The 19,140-nt window shown below is 55.5% G+C and carries 19 protein-coding genes; 5 read left to right on the top strand and 14 right to left on the bottom strand.

Annotated elements, in window-relative coordinates; translation table 11 throughout:
- Positions 1-100: 100 nt before the first annotated feature.
- Entirely contained in the window at positions 101-1,048 is a 948-nt protein-coding gene (locus P8S54_RS10130; RefSeq protein ID WP_281441654.1) for a LysR family transcriptional regulator, read from the top strand.
- A 34-nt stretch (positions 1,049-1,082) separates the two neighbouring features.
- On the opposite strand, the gene P8S54_RS10135 is transcribed toward P8S54_RS10130, so the two are convergent.
- Positions 1,083-2,474 carry an FAD-binding oxidoreductase gene (locus P8S54_RS10135; protein ID WP_281441655.1) on the bottom strand — a complete coding sequence of 464 codons (1,392 nt, stop codon included), beginning with the start codon at positions 2,472-2,474 and terminating at the stop codon, positions 1,083-1,085.
- A 296-nt stretch (positions 2,475-2,770) separates the two neighbouring features.
- Between P8S54_RS10135 and P8S54_RS10140 the strand changes: the two genes are divergently transcribed.
- The 3 genes from P8S54_RS10140 to P8S54_RS10150 are packed head-to-tail and all read left to right on the top strand — an operon-like array spanning position 2,771 to position 5,594.
- Positions 2,771-3,811, top strand: a complete 1,041-nt coding sequence (locus P8S54_RS10140) for a TRAP transporter substrate-binding protein (protein ID WP_281441656.1) — start codon at positions 2,771-2,773, stop codon at positions 3,809-3,811.
- Positions 3,811-4,335, top strand: coding sequence for a TRAP transporter small permease (locus tag P8S54_RS10145; RefSeq protein WP_281444091.1), 525 nt, complete (start codon positions 3,811-3,813; stop codon positions 4,333-4,335). The genes P8S54_RS10140 and P8S54_RS10145 overlap by 1 nt, the downstream gene beginning before the upstream one ends.
- Positions 4,332-5,594, top strand: coding sequence for a TRAP transporter large permease (locus tag P8S54_RS10150; protein ID WP_009098458.1), 1,263 nt, complete (start codon positions 4,332-4,334; stop codon positions 5,592-5,594). The genes P8S54_RS10145 and P8S54_RS10150 overlap by 4 nt, the downstream gene beginning before the upstream one ends.
- A 111-nt stretch (positions 5,595-5,705) precedes the next feature.
- On the opposite strand, the gene P8S54_RS10155 is transcribed toward P8S54_RS10150, so the two are convergent.
- The gene (locus P8S54_RS10155) at positions 5,706-7,472 is read right to left on the bottom strand and encodes a methyl-accepting chemotaxis protein (RefSeq protein ID WP_281441657.1); all 1,767 of its coding nucleotides are present in this window, start codon (positions 7,470-7,472) and stop codon (positions 5,706-5,708) included.
- Positions 7,473-7,872: 400 nt separating this feature from the next.
- Between P8S54_RS10155 and P8S54_RS10160 the strand changes: the two genes are divergently transcribed.
- Positions 7,873-8,799, top strand: a complete 927-nt coding sequence (locus P8S54_RS10160; protein WP_281441658.1) for a YihY/virulence factor BrkB family protein — start codon at positions 7,873-7,875, stop codon at positions 8,797-8,799.
- A gap of 17 nt (positions 8,800-8,816) precedes the next feature.
- On the opposite strand, the gene ureG is transcribed toward P8S54_RS10160, so the two are convergent.
- The 12 genes from ureG to urtC all read right to left on the bottom strand — a co-directional run bounded on the left by ureG (position 8,817) and on the right by urtC (position 19,137).
- Complete coding sequence (gene ureG / locus P8S54_RS10165; RefSeq protein WP_263066901.1) at positions 8,817-9,455, bottom strand: urease accessory protein UreG; 639 nt, start codon at positions 9,453-9,455, stop codon at positions 8,817-8,819.
- A 24-nt stretch (positions 9,456-9,479) separates the two neighbouring features.
- On the bottom strand, positions 9,480-10,163 hold the full coding sequence (locus P8S54_RS10170) for an urease accessory UreF family protein (protein ID WP_281441659.1): 684 nt from the start codon (positions 10,161-10,163) through the stop codon (positions 9,480-9,482).
- A complete protein-coding gene (gene ureE, locus P8S54_RS10175) occupies positions 10,153-10,650 on the bottom strand; it encodes an urease accessory protein UreE (RefSeq protein ID WP_281441660.1) in 498 nt (165 codons plus the stop codon). Before ureE ends, P8S54_RS10170 begins: the two co-directional genes overlap by 11 nt.
- Before the next feature lie 154 nt (positions 10,651-10,804).
- Positions 10,805-12,520, bottom strand: a complete 1,716-nt coding sequence (gene ureC / locus P8S54_RS10180; RefSeq protein WP_281441661.1) for an urease subunit alpha — start codon at positions 12,518-12,520, stop codon at positions 10,805-10,807.
- Positions 12,517-12,837 (bottom strand): urease subunit beta, encoded by a 321-nt coding sequence (locus tag P8S54_RS10185; RefSeq protein WP_009098443.1) that lies wholly within the window; start codon positions 12,835-12,837, stop codon positions 12,517-12,519. Before P8S54_RS10185 ends, ureC begins: the two co-directional genes overlap by 4 nt.
- 80 nt (positions 12,838-12,917) lie before the next feature.
- Positions 12,918-13,220 (bottom strand): urease subunit gamma, encoded by a 303-nt coding sequence (locus P8S54_RS10190; protein WP_009098441.1) that lies wholly within the window; start codon positions 13,218-13,220, stop codon positions 12,918-12,920.
- 27 nt (positions 13,221-13,247) lie between these two features.
- On the bottom strand, positions 13,248-14,132 hold the full coding sequence (locus tag P8S54_RS10195) for an urease accessory protein UreD (RefSeq protein ID WP_281444092.1): 885 nt from the start codon (positions 14,130-14,132) through the stop codon (positions 13,248-13,250).
- A 187-nt stretch (positions 14,133-14,319) separates the two neighbouring features.
- Positions 14,320-14,871: a copper chaperone PCu(A)C gene (locus P8S54_RS10200; RefSeq protein ID WP_281441662.1), complete on the bottom strand. Its 552-nt coding sequence runs from the start codon at positions 14,869-14,871 to the stop codon at positions 14,320-14,322.
- Positions 14,872-14,895: 24 nt separating this feature from the next.
- The gene (locus P8S54_RS10205; protein WP_281441663.1) at positions 14,896-16,257 is read right to left on the bottom strand and encodes a diguanylate cyclase; all 1,362 of its coding nucleotides are present in this window, start codon (positions 16,255-16,257) and stop codon (positions 14,896-14,898) included.
- Between the two features lie 176 nt (positions 16,258-16,433).
- Positions 16,434-17,141 (bottom strand): urea ABC transporter ATP-binding subunit UrtE, encoded by a 708-nt coding sequence (gene urtE / locus P8S54_RS10210; protein WP_281441664.1) that lies wholly within the window; start codon positions 17,139-17,141, stop codon positions 16,434-16,436.
- A complete protein-coding gene (gene urtD / locus P8S54_RS10215) occupies positions 17,141-17,977 on the bottom strand; it encodes an urea ABC transporter ATP-binding protein UrtD (protein WP_009098427.1) in 837 nt (278 codons plus the stop codon). Before urtD ends, urtE begins: the two co-directional genes overlap by 1 nt.
- Positions 17,974-19,137 (bottom strand): urea ABC transporter permease subunit UrtC, encoded by a 1,164-nt coding sequence (gene urtC, locus P8S54_RS10220; protein ID WP_281441665.1) that lies wholly within the window; start codon positions 19,135-19,137, stop codon positions 17,974-17,976. The genes urtD and urtC overlap by 4 nt, the downstream gene beginning before the upstream one ends.
- Between the last annotated feature and the right edge of the window lie 3 nt (positions 19,138-19,140).

Below are 19,140 nucleotides of genomic sequence, written 5' to 3' on the forward strand. Positions count from 1 at the left end.
ATTTCCCGAAGCGTCATGGGGTGTTCGTGAAATGACCGACGGCTGTTTGCGTGATGTGAATACACGGCGCAAACAGCCTTTGCCAACAAGAGACGAGCCGATGACCGAAACGACCAATATAAAGTTGGCAACGAGACTGAATAAGATAAATCTCAATTTATTATTGGTGTTTCACACGCTTTATTGGAAAAGAAGCTTAACACTGACAGCAGAAACACTCTGTCTAAGCCAACCAGCGGTTAGCCACTCGCTAAAGAAGCTCCGTCTGCTGATGGACGACCCTCTATTTATTAAGACGCTGGATGGTATGCAGCCAACGCCGCTGGCGCGGCAAATGGATGCCGCCGTGGCCAAAGGGCTGTTTTACTTCGATCAGGCAGTTTACAACAACAGCGAGTTTTCGCCCGCCACGTCAAAACGCGAGTTTCGCGTTAGCCTGGTGGACTATGTAAGCCAACAGTTGCAACCTAAGCTGATTCAGCACTGTTTAACCCATGCGCCCGATTTGTGCTTCAACATGCTCTCTACGCGCATTGCCAGCGCCGAAGATGCCCAGCACGCGATACAGGCCCACGATATCGACCTCGCCATGGTGCAGCTGGAAAGCTTGCCTCTCACCTCTTATCACGAATATCTGTTTGATGATGTCATTGGCTGTGTTGGCGATGCCACCCTGTACGGGGAGAGCAACACGATCACGCTTGACGCTTTTTTAAACGCACCGCAAATCGCCTTATCCCACCGCGAAGACAGCCCCCTATTGATCAATGAGAAATTGCGAACGCTGGGGCTGGAGCGCAAAATCGTCGCCAAGACACCCTATATCACTCCCCTTCAGGAGATATTAGTCTCGACGAATTTACTCTGCGTGGTAACGGAGAGCGCAGCTAACGCGATTTGTCGTAATAACACGCTGAAGTTCTACGCCCTGCCACTCGATGTAGCGCCCTTTAAAGTGTGCCTTTGCTGGGACGAAAGGAAGGATCACGATTCAGGCATACACTGGTTACGCTCACTCATTAGGGAGCTGTTAACACCCGCCCCCTAATCGCTGGCTGCCTTTAATAATTTTGAAGAAAACCTTAATCCAGTGCTACGACCTTACCGGGGTTCAATAAGCCCTTGGGGTCAAGTGCGGTTTTCAAGCGCTTCATTAAGGCGATCTCTTCACGGGTACGGGAAACCGACAGGTAGTCTTTCTTCTCAAGCCCGACACCATGCTCTGCTGAAATGGAGCCACCAAACGCTTTTAACGGTGTATAGACCAGCTCTTCGACTTGGCGGCGGATATGCGGGCTATCATCACGAACCGTGATCATAATATGTAAATTGCCGTCACCCAGGTGGCCAAACACCACTATTTTGCTTGCTTCGGGCCACTGGGTTTTGAGGTTCTCCTCTAACATATCAACATACGCGTCCATGTTGGGAATCGGCAGGCTGACATCGAAGGAGAACATCGGCTTCAGCGCGTTCACCAGCACTTCAATATCTTCCCTGATGGCCCAAATCGCGTTGCGCTGTGCATGGGAACTTGCCAACACAGCATCGGTGATCAAACCAGCTTCCAGCCCCTTTTGCAGCACGTGGGAAAAGTGCTCGGCATCTTGGGCCTCATCAAGCCCCAGGGTTTCAATAATGGCGTAGAACGGCGAGTCATCCGCTAACACGGGCGCATGCTTGCCGCTCTCGGTGGTCATCAATGTATAGTGATTATTCCACAGAGCCTCAAAGGCGCTGAGGCTATTGGCTAGCTCGCGAGAAGCAAGCTTCAGTAGCTGGGTCAAGGCATCGAACGAGGGCACTGCCACCAGCGCCGTTTGCTCGCTGGGCATGTGCGGCTGTAAACGCAGCACCGCGCGGGTCACAATCCCTAGGGTGCCTTCGCTGCCGATAAACAGCTGCTTTAGGTCGTAGCCCGCATTGTTTTTCAGCATTTTATTTAACGAGCTCACCACGGTGCCATCACTCAGCACGGCTTCTAAACCCAACACCTGCTGGCGCATCATGCCGTAGCGTATTACCCGTATGCCCCCGGCATTGGTGGCGATGTTGCCGCCAATGGTGCAGGAACCTCTTGCCCCCAAATCAAGGGGGAACTGCATATCGATCTCTTCCGCCGCTTCCTGCACGCGCTGCAGGGTTACCCCGGCCTGAACTTGAATCGTGGAGCCAACCGCGTCGACTTCCTCTATCTGGTTCATCAACTCCAGCGACACAACAAGCTCCTCCGGGCTTGCCACACCGCCATGCACAATACCGGTCATGCCGCCGTGGGTCACCACAGGCTGGTCGGCCTGGTAACACACGGCCATCACGCGGCTTAGTTGCTCTGTGCTGCGCGGCCTTACAATCGCCTTGGCGCGACACGGCGCTCCCGTAAACCAATCTACGCTTCGCTGCGAGACATCGTCACCCACCAACACTCCCGCCGGGCCGACGATTGCCAAAAGGTCGTTAAGCAACTTATCCATTTCTTATTCCTATTTAAGCTAACTACACCATTAGTCGAAGCATTTGTTCTTTTTAAAAACCATCAAATACTTTCTCTAAGAGTGCGTAATCAATAGACACCGCTTGCAGGCTAGCGCCAACCGACAAATCACTCAAGCACAAGATCTATAAAGATTTTTTGGATTAGCAGCGCGAATAATGGAATAAAAATAAGTAATTTGTCCCCTAGGACGAGTGTGATATAGATGAGCGTTAAGAAGATCAAAAACCACGCCTCTCTATTTATAATAAGAACTGCCAACGTTCAGGAGATCATGTGAACAACCTCGCCCGCTTCAACGTTAACGCTGTGACTAAAACAACTCGCCAACTGAAACAATTCACGCTGCCCATTATGTGTGCCGGTTTACTTGGCTTCCCCTTCGTCAGTCAGGCAGATGAAATAACCCCCACCACGCTGCGCTTGGCCCATGTGGTGAATACGGAAGACACATACCATATTGCCGCCGAGCGGTTTCAGCAGATTGTAAGTGAACAAACCGATGGCGCCGTCACCATTGAGATTTACCCGAACGCCTCCCTGGGCGATGAGCGCACCCTGTTAGAAGGCATGCAGATCGGCACCGTGGATATGGGCGTGATTACCAACGGGCCGGTGGCTAACTTCGTTGATGCGTTCTCTGTTTTCGAGCTGCCGTTTCTCTTTCCCAGCGCCGAAGCCGCCTACTCTGTGCTAGATGGCGAGATCGGCCAGGAAATATTGGGACAGTTACAGGACGTCAACCTGAAAGGGCTGGCCTACGCTGAACGCGGCTTTCGTAATATCACCAATAGCAAACACGCGATTAACGCACCCGAGGATCTTGAAGGCCTGAGACTGCGCGTCATTGAGAACGAGGTTTATGTTGATACGTTCCGCGAGCTGGGTGCCAACGCCGTTCCCATGGCCTGGACAGAAGCACTGACCGCCCTACAGCAAGGCACGATTGATGGTCAGGAGAACCCGGTGAACGCTATTCATGCGTTTAACCTAGCGGAAACCCAGGACCACCTCACGATGACACGGCATATTTATGCGCCAGCAACGTTTATCATGAGCCTACCCGCCTGGAACGGCCTGCAGGAAGCGCTCCAGCCCATTGTGCTAGACGCCGCCCAGCAAGCATCTGCCTATGCCAGGGAGCAGAATGCTATTATGGAAGCCGAACAGCTGGCCGACCTTGGTGAAGCGGGTATGGAAATCAACGAGTCGCCAGATATTGAAGCCTTCCAAGCCGCTGTGGCGCCAGTGTACGAGAAATACGGCCAGCAGTTTGGCGACTACCTACCGCGCATTCAGGAGGCGCTAAATCAGTGATGGTGTTTGCACAGCCTCTTTTGACGCTGCTGCGACGCATTGAACGCGGGCTGGATGTGATCATCCAGCCCGTGGTGTTTGCGGGCATGGCAGCTTTAATTGGCGTAATCACGCTACAGATTATCTCGCGCGTTTTTTTCAGCGCCGTGGGCTGGACAGAAGAGGTCGCACGCTTTCTGCTGGTGTGGATTACGTTTTTAGCCAGTACGCTGGCCTTTCAGCGTGGGCGACATATCGCAGTGACGTTCGCCGTGGACGCACTCCCACTGCCGCTACGCAAGCTAGCGCGCTTGGCAGCGCTAGCAGTGGTGCTGGCCTTTATGGTGATGTTGGTCATGATTGGCTACCGCTACATGCAAGTGCAGAGCTTTCAGAAATCCGCTTCATTGCGGCTCTCCATGACCTACGTGTATGCAGTGATTCCGATTTCAGCCGCCATCATGGCGTGGTACGCCTTGGTGGACATGATTGAAGTGCTGATCAACGGTGAACCAACAGCCGCCGCCGAGGAGAAACCGCTATGACGCTGGTGCTGTTTGGGCTGTTTTTCCTCTTCATGCTGCTGGGCGTGCCGATCGCCTTTGCCATTGGCGCAAGCGCCCTGTATGCCTTGCATCAGTCTGGGGTGCCACTGATGGTGGTCACTCAGCAGATGTTTCAGGGCATCAACTCCTTTGCCCTGGTCGCCATCCCGATGTTTATTCTGGCGGGGGATTTAATGGCCCAGGGCAAGGTGAGTGAACGGCTGGTGAGCTTTGCCGATTCGCTGGTAGGCTTTATGCGCGGCGGGCTTTCGGTGGTGTCGGTGATGGCGGGCATGTTCTTCGCGGCCATCTCCGGTTCCGGCGCGGCTACTACAGCGGCGGTGGGTTCAAGCCTGGTGCCAGAGCTAAAGCGTAAGGGCTACGACCCCGCCTCAGCGGCCAGCCTAATCGCCGCCAGCGGCACCATTGGCGTGGTAATCCCTCCTTCGGTGCCGATGATTATCTACGCAGTCATTGCTCAGCAGTCGGTGTCTAAGCTGTTTTTGAACGGCTTTTTACCGGGGCTGGCCATGGGGTTGGGCCTGATGGCCATTGCGATTACCCAGGCATATAAACGCCAGTACCCCAAAGGCACGCCGCTTTCGCTCATGACAATGTGGCGCACCTTTAAAGCCGCCAGCTGGGGACTGATGACACCGGTGATTATTCTCGGCGGTATCTTCTCGGGCATCTTCACACCTTCTGAAGCGGCCGTGGTGGCGGTGAACTATGCGCTACTGGTATCGCTGTTTGTGTATCGGGATTTAACCCTCCCCCAGGTGTATAAGCTGCTGATTCGTTCGGCGATGACCACAGCGGTGATTATGCTGGTGATTGCCATGTCGGCGGTCCTGAGCTGGACGCTCTCTAGCTGGCAGGTGCCCGGCGCCATCGCCCAGTCGGTGCTGTCGCTCTCCACTAACCCCTACGTGATTATGCTGCTGGTGGTGGCGGTGATTCTGCTGACCGGGGTGTTTATCGAAACCGCAAGCGCTTTGATCATCCTCACCCCGGTACTGCTGCCGCTGGTGCTGCAGCTGGGCATCGACCCGATCCACTTCGGGCTGATCATCGTGGTGGGGCTCTCCATTGGCATGATTACCCCGCCGGTGGCGATTAACCTCTACGTCGCCTCGTCGGTCACCCAGCTTCCGTTAGAGCGCATCACCCGGGCAATTATCCCCTACCTGCTGGGGCTCATTGGCGTGCTGCTGCTGGTGGTGTACGTGCCGATTTTGTTGGGCTGGTCGGGTAATTAACGAACAAGCACGATTAAAAAAACACCTAAGAAAAAAACACCTAAGAAAAAGGGGCTTGCCGATTGGCAAGCCCCTTTTGTATTCGCTAACGGTTCGCTAACTACCCTCTGCCTAGAACTCTTCCCACTTATCATCGGCATGCTGGGCGGGCGCAGGCTTGGAAGAGAGCGCTGGGCGCTTTAAGCCCTCCCGTGCGCTCGCCGACGACGGACCCTTAGCAGGCAGTGCTTGGCGCTGCTGGGGGTCATCGTCGCCTAGGATGAAAGAGTTAATCAGCTCGTTCAGGTGCTCCGCGTGGCGACGCATGTCGGCAGCGGCGGTAGTGGACTCCTGCACCATGGCAGCGTTTTGCTGGGTCATGGTGTCCATTTCTGCCACGGCGGTGTTGATCTGACCGATACCGCTGCTTTGCTCCTTGGCTCCAGCGCTAATCTCACCAATAACGTCGGTGACTTTAGAAACGCTTTCAACGATTTCGCGCATCGTCGCGCCTGCATTACGCACTAGCTCAGCACCGGCGTGGGTATGTTGCACCGAGTTATCGATCAGCCCGCGAATCTCTTTAGAGGCATCGCTTGAGCGGCTAGCAAGCACCCGCACTTCTTGAGCCACCACGGCAAAACCACGGCCATGCTCACCGGCCCGCGCCGCTTCTACCGAGGCGTTAAGCGCCAGAATGTTAGTCTGGAAGGCAATGGCATCAATCATGCTGATAATTTCGCTGATGCGCGTGGCCGAGTCGTTAATGTCGCTCATGGTGCGCTCAACTTGGCCCATCGCCTCTTCACCCTGATGGGCCACCTCTGACGTGGATTGCACCAGTTTATTGGCCTGCTGGGCGTTATCCGCACTGTGATTCACCGTCGAGGTGATCTCTTCCATAGAGGCCGAGGTTTCTTGCAAGTTGGCCGCCGCCTGCTCGGTGCGGGTGGCTAGTTCCTCGGAACTGTGGGAGATCTCTCCTGCGGAGTGGTAAACACTCATGGTGCTGCGACGCACATCGCGCAGGGTTTCCTGCATACGCTCCACAAAGGCGTTGAATTGAATCGCTAGGCTTCCCACTTCATCGTTACTCTCTACCGCTAAGCGCTGGGTAAGGTCACCCCGACCTTGGGCAATGTCCTGCATAGCGCTGGTTGCGCGCTTAATCGGCCCAACCGTACGGCGAACAAAGCCATAAGAGAGTACCGCGACGAGCGCAAACAGCGCGGCCCCCAGTAGTACCGCATAGATAATGGATTCGCGTAAATCAGTACGGGCGGTGGCTTCAAGCCCTGCAACGGTGTCATCAACATCGGTGACATAAACCCCCGCGCCAATCAGCCAGCCCCATTTTTCAAGGTTATCAACAAACGAATGCTTGGGTTCAATTTCACGGGTGCCGGGGTATTCCCATAAATAGCTGTAAAAACCACCCCCTTCCTGGGCAAACTGAATAATATCGCGAATAAGGAAGTTACCGTCAGGCGTCTGCACATCAATCATATTGGTGCCTTCCCGCTCTGGGGCGGGCGCCGTGACGATATTATTACCCTCATAGTCGTAGATAAAAATGTAGTTGTTATCGTCAAAGCGCATCGCGCGCACTAGGTCTGCTACCTGCTGCTTGGCTTCCTCGTCGTTAGCACCGGCTTGATCGTAAATAGGTGCAACAGCGGTCGTGGCCATTTGCACCACATCACGGACGGCGTTACGACGCTCGTTAATCAGCAGCTCGTGCTGTTCGGTGAGAGTGTTGCGGGAGTCTTGGATGCGGCTATAGGCGTCAAAGACCACCAGGGCGACGGTCACTAAAAGTAGGGGCAGCAAAACCAGTGCAAGCACTTTTGCTTGCAGCCCGGTGGCTCGTCTAGCGGTAGTGGGGGATGCAGTAGCCATGGTGTTATTGATCCAATGAGAATTTTAATAGAATTATATTCACTTATATCGACTAAAAGTGTGTCAACTTTAACCACTCACGGTACTTTTTTGCTTATTGAACAACTAATTATCCCATCAATAAGGCTATTCATAACATAGGTTAAGGTTATCAATAACCTACAGGTTCATTGTGTTCTTGTGGTGGCCAGGGACGGCCCGTTTTAGCGAAATGCTAGCCACGCTCTTCCGCTGCTCTGACCGCAACCGCCTGGTTAGGGCAGCTTTTTATTTTCTCCTCCTCCCAGCTTTTCCTAGCTATTGCCTCTTCGTCACGCAATTACCCATCTTCTTTGTTATTTGCTATTGCCATCGGCGTATCATGGCACTAAGGCCTAATGTACAAGGAGGACAGTAAGCCATGGTTCGACCCCACTTAATCATCAGTGCTGCCTTGCTGCTGCTTCCTCGGATAGCGCGTTTTGCCTGGCGTGTATTACGCAACTTTTTGAAAAATCACGGCATCCTGCTAGCGGGAGGAGTGGGCTACAATATTCTGCTCTCCATTGTGCCGCTGTTTGCTATCCTCGTTGTGCTCCTCACCCAAGTCGTAGACGAACAACATCTTCTCAGTGTACTGACGGTTCAGGCACGCCATATGGCGCCTGCTCACGCCGAGGTGTTGCTGGAAGCCGTGCGCAGCCTGCTGGCTTCCCGGGATGTCATTGGCATTCTGAGCTTTCCTATCCTGCTTCTGTTTAGCTCCTTTGCTTTTCGTATGCTCGAAGATGCCCTGGCGATCATTTTTCATGCGCCTGAGACTCCCCATATTAAACGTAGCGCCTGGGTGTCAGTGATGCTGCCCTACGCTTTTATGGTGGTGCTGGGCGCCGGGTTGATGGCGTTAACGCTAGTGGTCACACTGGCCAGCTCGCTCAATGCATTGGTGCTGATGTTTTTCGATAGAGAGCTGCCGCTAGCCGGGTTTTCAGACCCCGTACTTAACCTTGCCAGTTTTATTGGCGTTTTCTTGTTATTCAGCGCTATCTATAAAGTACTGCCTGTCGTACGCATTGCTTTACGCCGAGCGGTGGTGGGAGGTTTTGTCGCGGCACTGCTATGGGAAGGCGTAAGACTGTTATTGGTCTACTATTTCGCTAATCTGTCGTTCGTCAACGCCGTTTACGGCTCGCTGGCAACCTTGGTAATCCTGCTGATTAGCCTGGAAGTGGGCGCCATCATTTTGCTGCTGGGCGCCCAGGTAATTGCCGAACTGGAAAGAAATACCCGCCTTGATCTGCCCTGGTATGCCGACCCAAGCCGACAGCCCATTACACGGGTAAAGTAAGAGCGGGATTTATTACCTCAGCCGATAGCTTTTTCAGCCTGTGGGCGCCTCTCATCTAACATCCCTTTATCGAGAATAAAGCGGATGATCTCTTCAAGCCCAACGCCATCGTAAAGGTTGGTAAACACAAAGGGACGCTCGCCACGCATTTTCTTCGAGTCGCGCTCCATCACCTCAAGAGACGCGTGCACCTGCTCGGCAATATCAATTTTGTTGATAATCAGTAGGTCTGACTTGGTAATACCCGGCCCGCCTTTACGGGGGATCTTATCGCCTGCGGAAACATCGATCACGTAGAGCGTTAGATCGGAAAGCTCGGGGCTGAAAGTGGCCGATAGGTTGTCGCCCCCGGACTCCACCAACACTAGCTCAAGTTTTGGATGGCGGGCGTGCAGCTCGTCAATCGCCGCTAGGTTCATCGAGGCATCTTCACGAATCGCCGTGTGCGGGCAGCCGCCGGTTTCCACACCTAGGATGCGGTCGGCAGGCAGGGCATCGTGTTTGAGCAGAAAATCGGCGTCTTCGCGGGTATAAATATCATTGGTCACGACGGCGATGTCGTAGTAATCCCTTAGCGCTGAACAGAGCTGCTTGAGCAGTGCAGTTTTACCGGACCCCACCGGGCCACCCACGCCTACGCGTAAACAGTGCGTCATTGTTTTCTCCTAATAGATAAGCAGTTAGCTTCTAAACAAGCGTGAATATTGCGTTTCATGCAGCGCACTTGCCAGCGCCACGCCGGGCAGTACGGGGCCAAGGTCATCATCGTCGAGCAACAATGCCTGGTCGACGGCAGCAACCAGCTCCCCGCGAAGCTGTTCAATCACGCGCTGGGCGGCGGTGTGGCCCAGGGGCAGCGCTTTGCAGGCGACTGCCAACTGGTTTTCCAGCCACGCCCAGCCAAACCCTAAAAGGGCTTGACGCTTGGATACGCCGCGCATGTGAGCAGCATAGCTAAATAGGGTGACGTAGCCTGCCTGAACCGGCAGTAACGTCTCATGTGGCAATAAGTCCAGGCTGCCCAGCAAGCGCTTGAGTGAAGCACCCAAGCGGCTATCCTCGGCGGCTAATTCAGCGGTTTCACGGGTGGCGGCTAGCCATTCGTCCCACAGGGCGATGGCAACGCTGTCTTGCTGCTCAAAGGCGGTGTACAAGCGCGCGATTAGCGGCAGTTCACAGCGGGTTAGGCCATCTTCCAGTACGCCAGAAAGCCACTCAGAAAGGCTTTGCTCATCGCTCACCCAGCCCAGCTCAAAGGCGCTTTCCAACCCTTGGGAAAACGCAAAGGCACCGATGGGCAGCGCTGGGCTGACCAGCTGCATCAGCCCTAACAGGGCGAGGTCTGATGGCTGCTCAGTGGGCATGGTGGTGCTCATGCGCGTGGTCGTGGCTGTGCGAATGGCCGCCACCTACTTGGTTATAGGCGCCTGGTTCTGGGTCGAAGGTGGCGTTGTGATGCTCAAGCTCAGCTCCCAGCAATTCCGCCAGTTCTTCTAGCACATGGTCGGGGGGGAAACGAACCCAGCCGCCCTTTTCGTCTTCGCCCAGCGCCAGCTGCACATGGCGGTTGCCAAGGTGGTAAGCAAGCCTCGCCAGGGGTAAGCCTGTGCTTACTCGTGCGGTCACCACAGGCTCAATAGCGGCACGTATGCGCACCACCTCGCCACTTTCAGCTTTTAAACCTTCGCCATCGCGCAGCACGGGGCCGCGATCCAGAAACAGCCCCAGCGGCTGGCCGCTGTCACTTTCGGCTTTCAAACGGCCTCGAATGCGTAGCTCAAAGGGCAGTGTCAGCGTGTCGCTGGCACTGCCCTCGTCTACGGGGCCGAGGCGCTCAATCAGTTTTAACATCGATATCGTCCTGTTATAGCCTTGGGGGGCTAGCCGGGAGCAGCCCTACGAGAGGGCGCTGTGAATACGTCCCTGTACGCTACTTTTGCCATCCCTGGCAAAAGACCCTCTCTACGGGCTGCTCCCGGCTCTTGTGTCACGTGGGGTATGCTACTCAAAACAAGTGATACCGCTGCGCCAGCGGCAGCTCGGTCGCGGGCTCGCAGGTGAGCAGTTCGCCGTCGCAGCGCACTTCGTAGGTTTGCGGGTCAACCGTCAGTTCTGGGCAGGCGTCGTTGAGCTTCATATCTTTTTTGCGCACGCCACGCACGTTTTTACAGGCCGCTAAGGTGCTATGCAGGCCCAGGCGCTCCTTAATTCCCGCATCAATGGCGGCCTGGCTAACAAAGTTGAGCCGGATATGGCTGGTGGCCCGCCCAAAGGCGCCAAACATGTGGCGGTAATGCACTGGCTGCGGCGTGGGAATAGAGGCATTGGGGTCGCCCATAGGGGCTGCCGCAATCATGCCGCCTTTTAAAATCAGCGAGGGCTTTACGCCAAAAAACGCCGGTTTCCAGAGCACTAAATCAGCCAGCTTGCCTACTTCGATAGAGCCTACTTCATGGGCAATACCGTGAGTGATGGCAGGGTTAATGGTGTATTTGGCAATATAGCGCTTGGCACGCAGATTATCCGCGCCCAGCGCTTCATCTTCGGGCAGTAAGCCGCGCTGCACCTTCATTTTATGGGCCGTTTGCCAGGTACGGCAGACCACTTCGCCCACCCGCCCCATGGCTTGGGAGTCAGAGGCAATCATCGAGATGACGCCCAAATCGTGGAGAATATCTTCGGCGGCGATAGTTTCACGGCGAATGCGCGAGTCGGCAAAGGCAACGTCTTCGGGAATATTAGGGTCCAGGTGGTGGCAAACCATCAACATATCCAGGTGTTCGTCGATGGTGTTCACCGTATAAGGCCGCGTCGGATTAGTGGAAGACGGCAGCACGTACTCTTTTGAGCAGGCAGTCAGGATATCCGGCGCGTGACCACCGCCTGCCCCTTCGGTGTGGTAGGTGTGAATGCCACGCTCTTTAAACGCCGCCAGGGTGTCTTCAACAAAGCCGGATTCGTTGAGTGTGTCGGTGTGAATGGCGATCTGTACATCGTATCGTTCAGCAACGCTTAAGCAATTGTCGATAGACGCAGGCGTGGTGCCCCAGTCTTCGTGCAGCTTTAGTCCCATGGCACCGGCTTCTAGCTGCGCTTCCAATGCTTCAGGCAGGCTGGCATTACCTTTGCCGAGCAGGCCAATGTTCATCGGCAGGTCGTCCACCGCTTGGAGCATCTTGCCAATGTGCCAAGCACCGGGGGTACAGGTGGTGGCGTTGGAGCCCGTCGCTGGGCCAGTCCCCCCGCCCAACATGGTAGTCACGCCGCTCATGAGCGCTTCTTCTACCTGCTGGGGGCAGATAAAGTGGATATGCGCGTCGATGCCGCCGGCGGTGAGAATTTTGCCTTCGCCTGAGATAACTTCAGTGCCCGGGCCAATCACAATGTCCACATCAGGCTGTACGTCGGGGTTGCCCGCCTTGCCAATCGCGGCAATGCGCCCGTTTTGCAGGCCAACATCGGCTTTAACAATGCCCCACCAGTCTAAAATCAGCGCATTAGTAATCACCGTATCCATAACCGTAGCGTCGTTACGCTGGCTTTGCCCCATGCCGTCACGGATAACCTTACCGCCGCCGAACTTCACTTCGTCGCCGTAGTGGGTGGCATCTTTTTCAACTTCAATCCACAGCTCGGTATCGCCCAGGCGCACGCGGTCGCCCACCGTGGGGCCGTACATGTCGGCATAGGCTTGCCGGCTGATTTTGTTAACCGATGTCATTGGTTACCTCCATCCAGTGCACCCATCACATCGCCGCGGAAACCATAAATTTCGCGCTTACCGACGAAGGGAATCAGCGTGACTTCGCGGGTCTGGCCAGGCTCAAAGCGGATCGCGGTGCCTGCCGCCACGTCTAGGCGAAAGCCGCGGGCTTTGCTGCGATCAAACACCAGCGCGGGATTGGCTTCAGCAAAGTGGTAGTGAGAACCGATCTGTATGGGGCGGTCGCCGGTATTGGCCACTTCTACCGTGATTCGCTCGCGTCCCACGCATAGCTCAATATCACCGTCTTTTAACTGATACTCACCAGGAATCATCTGCTTGCTCCTTCGTCGCGTTGCTGTGAGGGGTAAGGCGTTAGGTGTGTGTCATAACTTCATCATTCACCCTTCACTACTTACACAATGGGCGTGTGCACGGTGACCAGCTTTGTCCCATCAGGGAACGTGGCCTCTACTTGCACTTCATCGACCATTTCCGCCACGCCTTCCATCACGTCGTCACGGCTAAGAATTTCACGGCCGTAGCTCATTAGATCGGCGACACTTCTGCCGTCACGGGCACCTTCGATGATTTCAAAGCTAATCAGCGCGACGGCTTCGGGGTAGTTAAGCTTTAGGCCGCGTGCTTTGCGGCGTTCGGCAAGCTGGGCAGCTGAAAACAGCAGCAGCTTGTCTTTGTCTCGTGGGGTCAGTTCCATGGGGCATGTCTCCAGCGGTGCATCACATTAGGTTAGCCAAATGCGTGGGGTGTGGGCTGTACGCTCAATCCAGCGCGGGCGTAATAGGTGCCAGGCCTGTTCACACAGCGCCCACGCTTCATTACGGGAGTTGCCAAGGTAGCGCAGCAGCAGCACGCCGCGGCGAACGGTAACCGCCCAGCGCGGGTTATCCGGCAGTAACTCGCGTAGCTCATCAATCGCCGCCCCGGCTTCTTCCAGGCCTACCGCCCATAGCGTGGCTTGTACCGTGGCGCCGCCCTGGCCCCAGCGCCCTGCAAAGCGCGGGTGAGATGGGTCTAACGGCTGGCGCTCTAGCCACAGCGGCTTGCCGTCCAGGGTTAGCCGAAAGTGCTGCTCAATGCAGCCAGAAAGGTAGGGGAGTTCGCTTGCGGGACGGCCAAGGGCCATGATTTCCCAGCCTAGGCAGCGCGCACTGCCGTGAAGCGCGATATGGGTGCGCTGGTTGCCCTTGGAACCATCAAACGCGATGGTTTCCTGGGGCAGCCACTCAAGTATGCCGCCATCGTCCACGTACAGTGCGGTGTGCTGAGCCCAGGCAACGCCCTGGCTGTCGGCTTTATAGAGTTTATTTGCGGCGGGGGTGGTTAGCAGCGCATGGGCCCCTCGCTCTACGTGGGCATTAATCGTCAGCGCATCGCCACTGACTAAGCCACCCGGCGGGTGCAGCACATATACATGGCAGGCCTGCGCGCTGCCTTCGGGGTAAAACGGGCGCTGTACCCGAAGCGGCCCCTGATGGCGGGCCTGGGTGAGCCGGGTAATGCCGTCGCGGTTAGCAAAACGCAGCGCCAACGATGCCGCCCAGTGGCGGTCTTGGTCAAACCGGTGGCCGGAGCCAGCACGCGGTGTTGCGGGTTCGCACAGCAGCATGGGGAGCGGTCGCATCCTTTTTGATAAGCCTTTCCCCGTTTAATGCAAAGAGTGCGCCAAAATGGTGAAAGGCCCCTATATGCGACCGTAAAAGCAGTTAATGAGCGAATGAAAATTATTACAACGACTTTTTTGCACCAAAAAAATGCAGAAAAAGCGCCGCTTGCACCACGATATTACGTGGCGGTTAGTGGTGCATATGCCCAGGCTCTTCATCATGCGAGTGAGAATGATGCTGGGAGTGATGAGACTGCGCTTCGCCCTCTGGCGATGCGCCAGGCGCCAGTACTTCAAGTTCTACGTCGATGCTCTCAGCATGCTGGAACTCAAGGGTGACGGGTAGTGGCTGGCCTTCAGCGATGGGTGACGTTAGCTCCATAAACATTAGGTGCAGGCCGCCCGGCGCCAGCGTTACTGTATCACCTGCAGGAAGCTCAATTCCGTCTGGCAGGTGCAACATGCGCATCACGTCACCATCCATTTCCATCGTATGAATTTCAACGCGTTCGGTAAGCGTTGTCGTGGCACCTACCAAACGGTCATCGGTCGCGCCGTGATTGGTCAACGTAATAAAACCACCCCCGGCACCGGCCCCTGGCGGCGTTGCCCTTGCCCAGGGCGTGGCCACCTCAATGGGCGCCGCTTGGTGTGAAGACACATCACCATGGGAGCCGTTTTGGTCGGCAAACAGTGCGCTACTGGTCAATAGAAGCGTCGTTAACAGTGCAGTACGAAACATAGTGATTCTCCTTAAAAGTGCTGATTATCCTGTCACTACCCGGTTACGCCCACTGCGCTTGGCTTGGTAGAGCGCTTGGTCGGCGCGCTGCATGGAGCGCTGGTAGTCCGGGTGGCCATCGTGGAGTGTTAATCCAATGCTTACCGTCACATTGAGCAGTGTATCGGCCGTTGCGAGCATAGGCTCTTTGGCCACGGCTTGCCGCAAGCGCTCGGCAAACAGCCGGCTGCCATCCTGGTCAGTGTCGACCAATACAATTAAAAACTCTTCGCCGCCCATGCGAAATACGTAGTCGCCACCGCGAGTGGAGCGGTCAAGAATACTCGCTACCTGCTGCAGTACGCTGTCGCCAGCATCGTGCCCATGGGTATCATTGATCGATTTGAAGTGGTCAATATCCACCATTAATAGCGCAAAGCGCTTGTCTGAATGGCGGGCAATCTCAACTTCACGGTTAAGTACTACGGAAAGAAACTTACGATTAAGCAGCCGGGTTAAACTATCGCGCCCTGCTTCTAAACCTGAAGCGCGCTCTAGCACATCATCTAACAGCATGATGATTGTGCGCGCAGCGGTGCGAATATCGCTCAACGCCCGCAGCCGTGCAGTGGTATCTTCGCTGGCCAAGGCCTTTAACCATTCGCCATCCACCTGCTGAATGTGGCGCGATATCGTCGTAATTTCCGGCGCGCCTTCAAAGGCATGGCAGGCTTTATGAAAGTACCATAGACCAAATTCGGAGTTTGCTAGCCGGGGAAAGTTGGCTATCTCCTGCTGGGCGGCCACGGCAAACATCAGCGTATTTTCCCAGTCCAATAGCGCCGAACGCTGCCGCTCGCGCTCATCGCCGATACTCTGGGTCAGAGAAAAGAGCTTGTATGCCTCTTCAGTGCGCGCATTGCGGTCACTGGCGACGGAGTAGGCGTGACTCATAATCTCCATGGCCATATCAATATGGTTGGAGACATACACAGAGGCGTCTCCCGGCGACAGCGGGCTCTCAAAAGTGGCATTCATCTGCTGATAAATTGCCTGTTTAAGCTGTCGTGCACCGTTAAGCACCAGATTAACCGGGATATCGATACGGGCATGCACCTGGCCAATTTTTTCCTGATGCACGACCAGCGCATCGAAGTCAGCTAGTTCTACGGCAAACATGGCACTTAGCCAGCGCTGCATGGAAGGGTTTAAGCGCTGATGCACTTGGTCGTTAGAGAGAAACAGCGAGGCATGAGGATCTTCTAGCATGACGCTGTAGAAGTGATCAGCAAAGTGGGCGCAGTGTTGTTCGATCAGCGCTTCCACCGCTTGGCGTAACGCCATCGGCGTACTTTCCAGCAGCGTTCGCCACTCGGTAGCGAGCTGATTTTTATCTTTATAACGCATACTCCACCCGGCTCTGGTTGTTAAGGCGAGCTATGTTACCGTAAAGCAATGTGGCCAACACGCACCCAGGGCAGGGTTTTTCACTGCCTATACGTTCTCACCGTCTGTTTTTATAACCTGTGCTATTAACTAAGGCGCCCACCAATAGTGGGCGCCGTGAACCAGCTGTGGATAACTTAAACGGTCAGGTGCTGCTTGATCAGCTCGTTGGAAAGCTCGCTAATATCGCCTTTGGCCACCGGTCGGCCGCGATCCATAATCACGAAGCGGTCGGCGTATTTGCGGGCGAAGGGTAGCTTCTGTTCTACCAGCAGCACTGTTAAGCCATCTTCCTTGATCAGTTGGCGAATCACCTGACCAATTTGGGCGACGATATTGGGCTGGATGCCCTCCCCTGGCTCATCAAGAATCAGCAGCTTAGGTTCAATCACCAGCGCACGGCCAATAGCGAGCTGCTGCTGCTGCCCGCCGGATAAGTCGCCACCCCGGCGATGCTTCATCTCTTTTAACACTGGGAACAAGTCATAGATGCGCTCGGGGATTTTTTTCAGCCCGTCGCCTCGGGCAGCAAGCCCGGTGCGCAGGTTCTCCTCCACCGTGAGCAGCGGAAAAATCTGCCGCCCCTGAGGTACGAAGCCAATCCCCATTCGGGAGCGTGCTTCAACGGCTTTTTTGGTCAACTCAATGTCGCCGCCACCGCCTTGATAGCGTAACTGGCCGCTCTTCACCGCCACTTCCCCCATGATGGCCTTCATTAAGGTGGTTTTCCCCACCCCGTTGCGGCCCATCACGCAGGTACATTGGCCTACGGGCACCTCAAGGTCTAAATCCCACAGCGTATGGCTTTGCCCATAAAATTGGTTGAGCTTTTCAATGGAGAGCATCAGGCGGCCTCCTCATCATCGGCACCCAGGTAGACTTCAACCACCTTAGGGTCGCTTGATACCTGATCCATACTGCCCTCTGCCAGCACGCTGCCCTGGTGCAACACGGTCACTTTTCGGGCGATCGAGCGCACAAACCCCATATCGTGCTCTACCACCACCACGGACTGCTTACCCGCAAGGCTGGTTAGTAGCTCGGCGGTGCGCTCCATCTCTTGCTCCGTCATCCCCGCCACCGGCTCATCCACCAGCAGCAAGCGCGGTCGCTGCATCAACAGCATGCCAATTTCCAGCCACTGCTTCTGGCCGTGGGAGAGAATGCCGGCAGGCTGGTAGCGCAGCGCAGTCAACCCAATGGTTTCCAGCACCTCATCAATGCGGTCTTTGATTTCACCGGTCATGCGCGCGGTCAGCGTGGGAAAAATCCGCTTATCTGCGGCCATGGCAAGCTCTAGGTTTTCGAACACGCTAAGCGCTTCAAACACCGTAGGTTTTTGGAACTTACGGCCAATGCCTAGGCTGGCAATGTCGGGTTCGTTCATTTGCAGCAGATTATGGCGACTACCGAACCACACGCTGCCTTGGTTGGGCCGCGTTTTGCCGGTGATGATGTCCATCATAGTGGTTTTACCCGCCCCGTTGGGGCCGATAATGCAGCGCAGCTCGCCGTCATCGATGGTCAGGTTTAAGTTGTTGATGGCCTTAAAACCATCGAAGCTCACTGTGACATCTTCCATATACAGAATCGGGCCATGGCGCACATCTACCGGGGAAGCCTGGGGGGCCATAAAATCAAACACCCGGTCGCGCTGGCTCAGCGATTGTAAAAAGCTCATACGGCGGCCTCCTTAGGTGTGCTGTTGGGTTGATCGCTCTCATCGCCCTGCTTGCGTCGCTTGAGATGGCGAAATAGCCCCGCCACGCCCTTGGGCAGGAAGACCGTTACCAGTACGAACATCGCCCCTAGGGCAAACAGCCAAGCATCCGGCATCACGCCGGTAAACACGGTTTTGGCGTAGTTAACCAAAATTGCCCCAATTACCGCGCCATATAGCGTGGCACGACCACCCAGCGCGACCCATAGCACAATCTCAATCGAGAAAATCGGCGAGAACTCACTGGGGTTGATAATCCCCACTTGAGGAACATAGAGCGCGCCCGCCAAGCCTGCCAGCATGGCGGAAACCACGAAGACAAACAGTTGGAAGCGTTCAACCCGGTAGCCAATAAAGCGCGTGCGCGCCTCGGCGTCTCGGGTGGCCACACACACTCGGCCTAGTTTGCTGGTGACAATCGCGCGGCAAAGAACGTAGCCCAGCGCTAGCGCCACGCCGGTAGCAATAAATAGTCCTAAGCGGGTGTCGTTACTGCGCAGGTTGAAGCCCAGCAGCTCGCGGAAATCGGTCAGCCCGTTGTTGCCACCAAAGCCCATCTCATTGCGGAAGAACGCCAGCATCAGGGCAAAGGTGAGCGCCTGGGTAATAATCGACAAATAGACCCCGGTGACCCGTGAACGGAAGGCCAGAAAGCCAAAGACCAATGCCAATAACCCTGGTGCCAACAGCACCATGGCAAACGCGAACCAGGCCATATCAAAGCCGAGCCAGTACCAGGGCAGGCTGTCCCAGCTGAGAAACACCATGAAATCCGGCAGCACCGGGTCACCGTACGTGCCGCGGTCACCAATTTGGCGCATCAGGTACATGCCCATGGCGTAGCCGCCAATGGCAAAAAATGCGCCGTGGCCAAGGCTTAAAATGCCCAAGTAACCCCACACCAGGTCAACCGCTACCGCCAGCAGCGCGTAGCTTAAGTACTTGCCAAACAGGTTTACCGTGTAGGCATTCACGTGTAGCGGGTGGCCCTGGGGTACCGCTAGGTGCAGCACGGTGACCAGTAGAAGCGCGGCAAACAGCACGCCAAGGAAAAGCTGCGTGGCCCGTTCGCCAAACGGGCGGGTTAGCCAAAACTGGCTTGAGGATGATTGCGTCATCATAGG

Source organism: Halomonas sp. M1, assembly GCF_029581375.1.
GTDB lineage: Bacteria > Pseudomonadota > Gammaproteobacteria > Pseudomonadales > Halomonadaceae > Vreelandella.